The following is a 6744-nucleotide window of genomic DNA, read 5'->3' as shown; positions in this document are numbered from 1 at the left end:
TTCCCATCTTCCCCATGACTGCATCTCCATGTTCAGTTTAGGAAGAATAGGTCTTTCTTTGTTTTGTCTCCACCCTCTTTGCCGGTCAAAGAAAAGTGACCGGCAGCCCCCGCAGGGGGATGTCGTATGGCCCTTGGGTCCAAAAACCATCGCCGCTCAAATAAACAGCGACCAACCCAAAAGGGCGATGTCGTACGGCACCCTGGCTGCAAAAGCCAACACCGCCCCAACCCCAAGCCAGACCCCAACAACCAATAGCGCCCGCAAGAGACCAGACGCCCTAACGCATCCCACCTCCCAACAGCGTAAAATCCCATTTAGCCGTGTGATCGCAGCCATACCTCACCCCCCTTTGCACAAGGCTCCCCGCCAAGGGCGCGCATAATGGCTGCAAAAAAATTAGCACGACCGTTCACAAAATTCCGTTTCGCGGATACTATAGCTTTCGACGGGCTGGAAACATCATGAAGGTGCTCGACCTGCGCTGCGCGCAAGACCATCGTTTCGAGGGCTGGTTTGCTTCGGAGGACGACGCGCAATCGCAGATTTCGCGAAATCTCGTCCAATGTCCGGTCTGCGAAGACCATGCCATCACCCGGCTGCCCAGCGCGCCGCGCCTGAATCTCTCGGGAGCGGCCGCCGCGCCGGCGGGCAAGCCGGCCGGGGCGAAGGCCCCTGTGGCGCCGGCCACACTGCAGTCGCTTTACCTGAAGGCGGTAAAGCAGGTGCTGGCGCGGACCGAGGATGTGGGCGAACGCTTTGCCGAAGAGGCCAGGCGCATGCACTACGACGAAGCGCCGGAACGCGGGATCCGCGGCACGGCGTCGCCGGACGAAGTGCGGGCCCTTGCCGAAGAAGGCATCGATACTTTCCAGCTCGTGGTGCCCGATGCGCTCAAGCAGACGGCTCACTGAATAGCGTCCTGTGCCCAAGGCAGTGTTCTTGCCGGCGCATGACGCGCTAGCTAGAACAAACTGCCGGTCTCACACCGGCATCACTGGAGACGGGCATGGATCTCAACTATTCGGCGTCCGACGATGCCTTCCGCGCCGAAGTGCGCGGCTGGCTGGAGGCCAACCTGCCGGCGGAAATCAGCAGCAAGATTCTGAACCACCGCCGCCCCAACCGCGACGACCTGGTGCGCTGGCACAAGCTGCTGGCGGGCCGTGGCTGGTCCGCGCCGCACTGGCCGGTGCAGTATGGCGGCACGGGCTGGAATGCCACGCAGCGCCATATCTGGGACGAGGAAAATGCTCGCGTCGGCGCGCCCGGCGTGCTGCCCTTTGGCGTGGCCATGGTCGCGCCCGTGATCATGAAGTACGGCAGCGAGGAGCAGAAGTCGTACTACCTCCCGCGCATCCTGGATTGCACCGACTGGTGGTGCCAGGGTTACTCCGAGCCGGGCTCGGGTTCCGACCTGGCGTCGCTGAAGACCCGCGCCGAGCTGACCTCGGACGGCAAGCACTACATCGTCAACGGCCAGAAGACCTGGACCACGCTCGGCCAGCACGCCGACATGATCTTCTGCCTGGTCCGCACCGATTTCGAAGCCAAGAAGCAAGAGGGCATCTCCTTCCTGCTGATCGACATGAAGACCCCGGGCATCACCGTGCGCCCGATCATCATGCTCGACGAAGAGCATGAAGTGAACGAAGTGTTCTTCGACAACGTCCAGGTGCCGGTGGAAAACCGCGTCGGCGAAGAAAACCGCGGCTGGACCTACGCCAAGTACCTGCTCGGCCATGAGCGCACCGGCATCGCCCGCGTGGGCAACTCCAAGCGTGAGCTGGGCTTCCTCAAGCGTGTGGCCAAGCAACAGCAGAAGAACGGCCGCCCGTTGCTGGAAGACCCGCTGTTCGGCGCCAAGGTTGCCGCGCTGGAGATCGAGCTGATGGCGCTGGAGCTGACCGTCCTGCGCGTGGTGTCGAGCGAGAGCGCTGGCAAGGGCCCCGGCCCCGAGGCATCGATGCTCAAGATCAAGGGCACCGAGATCCAGCAGATGCTGACCGAGCTGATGGTGGAGGCCGTCGGCCCCTACGCCCAGCCGTTCGACACCGCCTACCTGGAATGCGAGCACGAACACGCGGTGACTGGCTACGACGACGCCGCGCCGCTGGCCGCTTACTACTTCAACTATCGCAAGACCTCCATCTACGGCGGGTCCAACGAAATTCAGAAGAACATCATCAGCCAGATGATCCTGGGGCTGTGAGGAGACACGCGATATGAACTTCAATCTCAGCGACGAACAGAAGCAACTGGCTGACGCCGTCCACCGCTTCATCGACAAAGACTACGATTTCGAGACCCGCAAGAAGGGCATCAAGGCCGAAGCTGGCCATAGCGATGCCGCCTGGGGCGCGCTGGTCGAGCTCGGCCTGACCGCGCTGCCGGTGCCGGAAGCGCAGGGCGGCTTCTCGGGCACGCCCATCGACATGATGGTGGTGATGCAGGAGCTGGGCCGCGGCCTGGTGGTCGAGCCGTACTTCGCCACCGTGGTTGCCGCCTACGCGCTCAAGCTGGCCGGCGGCCAGGATGCGCTGCTGGAGCAGGTTGCCGGCGGCGAGCTGAAGCTGGCCACCGCCTTCAACGAGCCGCATGCCCGCTATGCGCTCAACGATGTGCGCGTGACGGCCAAGGGCGGCAAGCTCAATGGCCGCAAGGTCGTGACCATTCACGGCGCGCAAGCCGGCAAGCTGGTCGTCTCGGCCCGCACCAGCGGCGCCGATGCCGACACCAATGGCATCTCGCTGTTCCTGGTGGACCCGAAGGCAGCCGGCGTCAGCATTACCGACTACCGCACCATCGACAACCTGCGCGCCGCCGATATCACCTTCAAGGACGCACAGGGCGAACTGCTGGGCACCGAAGGCGCGGCGTTTGCGCTGATCGAGCAGGTGGCCGACTACGCCGCCGTGCTGCTGTGCGCGGAAGCCGTCGGGGTGATGGACACGCTCAACGCCGCCACGCTGGAGTACGCCAAGACCCGCCAGCAGTTCGGCGTGCCGATCGCGCGCTTCCAGGCGCTGCAGCACCGCATGGTGGAGATGTTCATCCACGCCGAGCAATCGCGTTCCATCACGCTGCTGGCCGCCGCCAAGTTCGACGAGGCCAGCCCGGAAGAACGCCGTCGCTTTGCCTCGGCGGCCAAGGCGCGCGTGGGCCAGGCGGCTCGCTCGGTCGGCCAGGAGGCCGTGCAGATCCACGGCGGCATGGGCGTTACCGACGAACTGCCGGCGGCGCACATGTTCAAGCGCCTGACGCTGATCAACACCACCTTCGGGGATGTCGATCATCACCTGTCGCGCTTTGCGACACAGCCGGGCTTCCTGGAAACGGTCTGATCCAGGTTGAATCAAAAAACCGCGCCGGTTGTCCCAGGCGCGGTTTTTTGTTATGAATTGATCTCGTATTTTCTGCCGCGATTCTCGCGCCTCGCGCCTCGCATCTCGCATTCATCGTTGACGGAGCGGTTCATGTCCACCCTGTATTTCGAAGATTTCGCCGTCGGCAGCAAGCGCGACCTCGGGTCCCACCTGGTGACGGAGGAGGAGATCCTCACCTTCGCCCGCCAGTATGATCCCCAGCCCTTCCACATCGACAAGGAAGCCGCGCAAAAAAGCATCTACAAGAACCTGATCTCCAGCGGCTGGATGACCTGCTCGATCATGATGCGCCTGCTGGTGGACAACATGACCTCCAAGGCCGCCAGCATGGGCTCGCCTGGCGTGGATGAAATCCGCTGGCTCAAGCCGGTCTATGCGGGCGATACGCTGAGCGTGTCGCTGGTGGTGCTGGATGCGCGCGCTTCCTCGTCCAAGCCGGACCGCGGCGTGGTCCACACCCAGTGGGAAGCCACCAACCAGCGCGGCGAACTGGTCTGCACCGTCAAAGGCATGGGCATGTACGGACGGCGGCCCGCCTGACGTTTCTCAAGCCTCATCCCGGCCATCCCGGCCACTACAGACAACACGTGCAACACGTACAACACGTACAACAAGGAGACACCATGCGTACCATCGCTTCGCTCGAAGAACTGGAAAGCCTGCAAGGCCAGGAAGTGGCCGTCAGCGACTGGATCGAGATCACCCAGCAGCAGGTCAACCAGTTCGCCGAAGCCACTGGCGATCACCAATGGATTCACGTGGACGTGGAGCGCGCCCGCCGCGAATCGCCGTTCGGCGGCCCGGTGGCGCATGGCTTCCTGACGTTGTCGCTGCTGCCGGCGTTCATGCACAACGCGCTCGATATGCCGGGCGTCAAGATGGGCGTCAACTATGGCCTGAACCGCGTGCGCTTTACCGCGCCGGTGCCGGTCGGCAGCCGCCTGCGCGCGCGCGTGAAGCTGCTCTCGGTGGAGCGCCTGGAGCCCCTGCCGAACGCGCCCGCGCTGGTCGGCGCCCAGTCCAACTGGGAAGTCACGGTAGAGCGCGAGGGCAGCGAGCGCCCGGTGTGCGTGGCGGAATCCATCAGCCGCCGTTACTCGTAAGCCTGACAGGCCGCGACGGCCGCCACGGCCGTCGCGGCCAGGTGGCGGCCATCCCAGAGCGCAGCTCAGGCCGGCGAACGCGCGGCCGCTATATCTTGCGGCGAGGCCGCGAGCGCCTTTGCGGAACGCTCGGGATTGATCCAGCATAAGCCAATCACGCCACTTGCCAGCAGCAGCAGGGCGTTGATCGTGAAGCCCGCATCAAAGCCGCCGTTCATGCCATGGCGCTGCACCAGTTGCCCCACCACCGCCGGCGCCAGGATGCCGGCCAGCGTGGTCAGCGCCGTGTGGATCGACAACACGCTGCCGCGCTGGCCCTCCGGCACGATCTGCGCGAGCATGGCCGGCGTCAGGGCGAATGCCACGGGCGGCAGGCATGCCGCCACGGCGATCAGCAAGGTCTTGGGCACCGGCGCCAGCGTGATCGATGCGATCGCCAGGTACACGCCGCCGCCTGCCAGCGCGGCCACCGAGATCAGCGCGCCACGCGCGAGCCGCGACGATGCACCTGCGCGCAGCATGCGCTGCGACAGCCAGCTAAGGATCAGCGTGACGGGCATGGCCGAGGCCACGATGGCCGCATACCAGCGCCCGGTGGTGACCGGGTCGAAGCCCAGGCCTTTTTCCAGGTAGGCGGGCAGCCAGGTCAGCCCCAGCGCCAGCGCCCAGTATGCGCAAAAGCCAATGGCCAGGCAGGCCAGCACGGTCGGGTCGCGGAAGATGCGCCGATAGGGCAGGCGCACGGGCGTGGCCGCGGTGCCGGCGCGTGGTGCGCTTGCCTGCGTGAGCGGTCCCTCGCGTCCCACGCAGAGCCACATTGCGCTCCACGCCATGCCGATGCCGGCCAGGATCATGAAATTGGCGCGCCAGCCCCATCGGATCGTCACCAGCGGGATCAGCAGTCCTGCCAGCAGCAGGCCTACGGTGGCCCCCTGGTTGATCATCGCCACTGGCAGGTTGCGCTTGTGGTCCGGAAACCATTTGAACAGCGCGTGCACGGAGATCGGGAAGGCTGGCCCTTCGGCTGCGCCAAGCAGCATGCGGCACACCAGGATGGTCATGGCCGATCCCGCCAGCGCCAGCGGGACCTGCAGCACAGCCCACGACAAGCCCATCGCCAGTAGCAGCCAGCGCGCGGCCACGCGATTGGACAGAAAGCCGACCAGCACGGTGGATAGCGAGAACAGCCAGAAGAAGCTGCTGGCGATCAGGCCGAACTCGGCCGGCGGCAGCTTCAGGTCTGCCATCAGCGGCACGGCGACCATGCCCAGCACGATCTTGTCGAGGAAGTTGATCAGCGAAAGCCAGGTCAGCATCGAGGCCATGGCCCAGGCGCTGCGTGGCTGGTAGGACGCAAGTGTGTTCATCGGTCAGCCTTAAGATCGGTTCAACGTGTTGGCTTGGCGCTCGCTTGTGCTGGTGGTCGCAGAATCCAGGTGCTGCTCGATCAGTGCGAGCAGGCGCTCGGGCTGTTCCAGCATCACCAGGTGCCCGCTGTCGATCTCCGCGTAGCTGGCACCACTGATCGCCGCGGCGAGCGCTTGGCAATGCGCCGGCGGCACCATCTGGTCGTGGCGCATGCCGATCACGAGCGTGGCGGCGCGGATGCGGGGCAACAGCGGCGTGATGTCGATGATGGCGTCGAGCCCGGCCTGGCGGTCGCTGCCGGGCGCCAGGCTCGCGCCGAAGCGCCGCAGCATGCCCTCCACGGTGGCGTCGTCCATGCACGCGATAAAACGCTCCGATACGCCATTGAGCAGGACCATGCGCGCCAGTTGATGGCGGTCCGACCGCGCCAGCGACTGCCACAGCGTAAACAGCAGGCGCATGCGGCTATCGGTCCGCGCCCAGGCGCCAAACAAGACCAGGCGCCGCACGCGTTCCGGCATCAGCGCGGCCGCGGTGGCTGCCACCACGCCGCCTAGCGAGTAACCGACCAGGTCCACGGGCAGGTCGCCCGCCAGCGCCATGCAGTCTCGCACCTGTCCGACCAGCGCATCGAGCGTCAGCGGCGCGCCGTCGTCACGGGTTTCACCAGAGCCCGCAAGGTCCAGCGCCAGGCAGCGCCTGCGCTGCGCGAGCCCGGGCAGCAGCGCGGCCCAGTTGGTTTCCGCGCTGGAACTGGTGCCGTGCACGAGAAGAGTCGGCCGTCCGCTGCCGGCCTCGATCAGGCTGGTTCGGATAGGCACCGACGCGATTTCCAGACATTGCATGTCGAACTCCCTTGGCTTCTTTTGGCGGGCTGGGTGGACAGG

The 6744-nt window shown here is 65.3% G+C and carries 7 protein-coding genes; 5 read left to right on the top strand and 2 right to left on the bottom strand.

Going from position 1 to position 6744, the window contains the following annotated elements; genetic code table 11:
• Positions 1-464: 464 nt before the first annotated feature.
• The 5 genes from AC1RQK_RS04765 to AC1RQK_RS04745 all read left to right on the top strand — a co-directional run bounded on the left by AC1RQK_RS04765 (position 465) and on the right by AC1RQK_RS04745 (position 4489).
• Positions 465-914, top strand: a complete 450-nt coding sequence (locus AC1RQK_RS04765; RefSeq protein WP_492807849.1) for a DUF1178 family protein — start codon at positions 465-467, stop codon at positions 912-914.
• Between the two features lie 95 nt (positions 915-1009).
• On the top strand, positions 1010-2212 hold the full coding sequence (locus AC1RQK_RS04760; RefSeq protein WP_174422901.1) for an acyl-CoA dehydrogenase family protein: 1203 nt from the start codon (positions 1010-1012) through the stop codon (positions 2210-2212).
• 13 nt (positions 2213-2225) lie between these two features.
• A complete protein-coding gene (locus AC1RQK_RS04755) occupies positions 2226-3344 on the top strand; it encodes an acyl-CoA dehydrogenase family protein (RefSeq protein WP_150983763.1) in 1119 nt (372 codons plus the stop codon).
• A 132-nt stretch (positions 3345-3476) separates the two neighbouring features.
• On the top strand, positions 3477-3926 hold the full coding sequence (locus AC1RQK_RS04750) for a MaoC family dehydratase (protein ID WP_043344764.1): 450 nt from the start codon (positions 3477-3479) through the stop codon (positions 3924-3926).
• Between the two features lie 83 nt (positions 3927-4009).
• The gene (locus AC1RQK_RS04745) at positions 4010-4489 is read left to right on the top strand and encodes a MaoC family dehydratase (RefSeq protein ID WP_150983766.1); all 480 of its coding nucleotides are present in this window, start codon (positions 4010-4012) and stop codon (positions 4487-4489) included.
• Between the two features lie 65 nt (positions 4490-4554).
• Here AC1RQK_RS04745 and AC1RQK_RS04740 read toward each other — a convergent pair whose 3' ends face one another.
• Entirely contained in the window at positions 4555-5856 is a 1302-nt protein-coding gene (locus tag AC1RQK_RS04740; protein WP_492807846.1) for an MFS transporter, read from the bottom strand.
• 9 nt (positions 5857-5865) lie between these two features.
• Complete coding sequence (locus AC1RQK_RS04735) at positions 5866-6678, bottom strand: alpha/beta fold hydrolase (protein ID WP_492807845.1); 813 nt, start codon at positions 6676-6678, stop codon at positions 5866-5868.
• Between the last annotated feature and the right edge of the window lie 66 nt (positions 6679-6744).

It is taken from the genome of Cupriavidus sp. GW822-FHT02D05, from assembly GCF_058802485.1.
Note: the sequence above shows the minus strand (reverse complement) of the source record. Positions and strands in the feature narration are given on the sequence as shown.